The organism is Rhodoluna sp., assembly GCF_049276775.1.
GTDB lineage: Bacteria > Actinomycetota > Actinomycetes > Actinomycetales > Microbacteriaceae > Rhodoluna.
Genome location: NZ_JBASXC010000129.1, coordinates 1 through 3,122, shown reverse-complemented (window position 1 = coordinate 3,122; position 3,122 = coordinate 1). Strand labels below are relative to the sequence as shown.

General features: G+C 52.1%; 3 protein-coding genes and 1 tRNA gene. 1 reads left to right on the top strand and 3 read right to left on the bottom strand.

Going from position 1 to position 3,122, the window contains the following annotated elements; genetic code table 11:
- Window positions 1–536: aldehyde dehydrogenase family protein (locus WAO31_RS07245; RefSeq protein ID WP_509591956.1), on the bottom strand; the 536-nt coding region annotated here is incomplete at its 3' end.
- Window positions 537–676: 140 nt separating this feature from the next.
- Here WAO31_RS07245 and WAO31_RS07240 point away from each other — a divergent pair.
- Window positions 677–1,573 (top strand): LysR family transcriptional regulator, encoded by an 897-nt coding sequence (locus tag WAO31_RS07240; RefSeq protein WP_509591954.1) that lies wholly within the window; start codon window positions 677–679, stop codon window positions 1,571–1,573.
- A 65-nt stretch (window positions 1,574–1,638) separates the two neighbouring features.
- On the opposite strand, the gene WAO31_RS07235 is transcribed toward WAO31_RS07240, so the two are convergent.
- Window positions 1,639–1,729: transfer RNA gene (locus WAO31_RS07235), tRNA-Ser, on the bottom strand.
- Window positions 1,730–1,773: 44 nt separating this feature from the next.
- The gene (locus WAO31_RS07230; RefSeq protein WP_509591952.1) at window positions 1,774–3,021 is read right to left on the bottom strand and encodes an LCP family protein; all 1,248 of its coding nucleotides are present in this window, start codon (window positions 3,019–3,021) and stop codon (window positions 1,774–1,776) included.
- Between the last annotated feature and the right edge of the window lie 101 nt (window positions 3,022–3,122).

The following is a 3,122-nucleotide window of genomic DNA, read 5'->3' as shown; positions in this document are numbered from 1 at the left end:
TGGCTGATTGCAGGTATGTCGCTGGCTGGCTTCCAGACAACGGAGTTTCCCCACAACAAAGCGGGTGCGATCTTCCAGGAGGGAATTTGAGTTGGAAAATTCCAAGGGGTAATTACTCCAACGACACCTATTGCTTCTCGAACTTGTTCGATGTGCTCGCCGGGAAAAGAAGACGGGTAAGTTTTCCCAATTGGGTTTCTTGAACTAGCGGCGTGATAGCGAATCGTCTCGGCCGAGCCATCAACTTCCCCGAGGGCCTCCGGGTAGGTCTTGCCTTGCTCTTTGGTCATCAGTGCTGCAAGTTCCTCGCGACGCAAGGTCATTAGGTCTGCTACTTCTCTGAGAATTGAACCGCGCTCAATGATTCCAAGTGCCTCCCAGGAGGGCTGGGCATTGACGGCGGCCGAGATAGCATCATCGACATCTTCCGGGCTGCACTGCGAGAAACTTGCAACAACTTCACTCGGATTTGCCGGGTTTATGCTGTCGAGCATGTCACCCCGGCCCGCAACCCATTTACCCCCAATTAGATTCATTGGAGTTTGTGCTTCGTTCGAACTGATTGCTGACAAGTAAGCCTCTTCACTGCGGTGTGATTAGAGAAAGTTACCTCACAGCATTGTTAATAACTATGGCAATATAGGAATGTTATTCATAAGTGATTATGATAATTTTCATGAATATTAAGTCTCTAGCCGCGTTTGTTGAGATCGCCGAACAAGCCCACTTCGGACGAGCAGCTCAAAACCTGGGAATCACCCAATCCGGGCTTTCCCAAATGATAAAAAAACTCGAGCAAACCTCCGGAGCAAAGCTCATTGCCCGAACCACCAGAACTGTGTCGCTCACCGAGGTTGGCGAAATCTTCCTGGAGCACGCCCGTGAGCTCCTGCTGGCCCACGAACTATTTAGCCAGCGAATGGGCAATGTAATTCAGGGTGAGGCTGGAACCGTTCGCTTGGGTTTCGTAGCCTCGGCAGCTCTCGGTGTCTTGCCGGAACTCACTGCTGAGCAGCATAAACGTGCCCCGGGCATAAGGCTTTCCCTCATCGAGCTAACGTCTGAGGAGCAGCTACCCAGATTGCGCGCAGGGGAAATTGACGTTGGAGTTCTTCGAGAGATCAGCCAATCACCGGGGCTCGAGATGAGCCTTCTTCTTACCGAACCGCTTCTGCTTGCAGTTCCAAAAACACATGCGCTGGCATCTCAAAAAAGCGTGACGCTAGACGTCTTAAAGTTTGAGGGATTCATCATGTTTCCTAGAACCAAAGTTTCCTACCTTCACGACCACATCTACCGGCTTTGTAATTCGGCAGGATTTACTCCCCAGATTGTGGAGCAAGCAGTTCAATTCGCAACAATCCTAGGGTTGGTATCAAGCAATGCCGGCGTCGCGATTGTGCCGAGCAGCCTCACAGCAATCCGACTACCAAACGTGAAGTTCTTAGAGATAGACCACAAAGACGCATTCTCGAGAATCTACTTGGCCAGGAGGATGCAAGAAAAATCATCCCCCGCTGCTAAAAAAATGGTGGAAATCGCAACTGATTTCGCTAAAAGCCTGAAGGCCTAAGTCATCGCCGATTCGATGTTAAAAGTAAAAACCCACAACCCAGCTGACTGGGTTGTGGGTTGGAGCGGAGACGAGAGGATTTGAACCTCCGAGGGGCTTTAACACCCCTACCTCATTAGCAGTGAGGCGCACTCGACCGGGCTATGCGACGTCTCCAAGTGTTACCCAAGCCTACTCAAAAAACTTTGGGCGTGGGGAATCTAGCTACTGCAGCTCTTGACCGAGGCGTTTGTTCCCTGAACCCAGCTAGGAAGGGGCTCTGATTCGCTGCTAACGCTGGAGCCCTCGGGGGACTGCGCCCCCTCGGACTGCGTCTCTGACTCCGGATCAGTTGGTTCTGGATCCGCCTGCTCTGAATCCCCCTGATCCTCGGCCAAGACTGCACCGGTGCCAACGTTTGCCTCTTCAATGATTAGCGGCTCGTCGTTGGCTATCTTGTCAAACAACAGCTGTGCGCGGTCTGGCACCACCGCCACCCTTCCGGCGAGTTCGCCCTCAAGGTCATAAACCGGCAGTTGCAAAAAAGTAATCTTGTCTAGGTCGACCTCGTTTGCCTCCCTGGCCATTCCGAACAGAGTGCCCAGATTGGTTAGTGAGTTCGAAAGCGTCATGTTATTGAGCGCTGCCGTTCCAATTCGGAACATCGTGAACGGATTGGTGAGAGCGCCCTCATCCTTTAGCTTCCTCGCCAGTGAGGTTAGAAAGACCTGTTGATTTGAGATTCTCGAAAGATCCGAGCCATCACCAACTCCATATCGAGTCCGCAAAAATGCCAGGGCATCGGGGCCTTCCAGTGTGTGTTCACCAGCCTCTAGATAGAGGTTAGTTTTGGGGTCGTTGATGTCTTGGGCAACGCAGACATCAACACCTCCAACCGCCTCGCTCATTGCGATAACCCCCTTGAAGTCAACCATTGCAAGATAGGGAATCTTGACTCCGGTGAGCTGCTGAATAGCAAGCAGGGTGCAGGCCGGGCCGCCTATGTTCAAAGTTGAGTTGATTTGTGCAAACTCTTTAGGTGAAGAGGGTGGTCCGCCATCAGGGTCTGGGCAGCTTGGGACAGCGACCATGAGGTCTCTCGGGAAACTCAGGGCAACGGCATTTTGACGATCTTCGGAGATGTGGAAAAGGATTATGACATCGGCAAGCGAAGCGCCGACCGGACCAAACTCCGTTGTTCCCTGACCCTCGCGGGTGTCAGAACCAATAACCAGAACACTTATCGGTCCCTTGATTTCTTCTGCTGTGGGGATGTCAAAGGTCTCACCATCGGTCGAGAAGACCTCGATGCCGGCGGCAGCCAAATTAGTTGTGACGTAGACGTAGCCGCCGCCAAGAGTTGTTGCAGCAAGGCCAACCACCACAGTTATTGAAATCAGAAAAATACGAAGCCAGCCCCGGCGCTTTGGCTTGGGCTCATCGTGGAATTCGAACTGTGTTTCGGACAATAGCTTCTTCTAAAGAAATAGACTTTCGAACATGACCGAGAATACCCCCCAGAAGCAGTTAGCCCAACGATTTCCCAGCAACTTCATAGTGGGAGCCGCAA

Coding starts and splice junctions, on each gene's coding strand:
- WAO31_RS07240 (WP_509591954.1), top strand. CDS start 677: ATGAATATTAAGTCTCTAGCCGCGTTTGTTGAGATCGCCGAACAAGCC.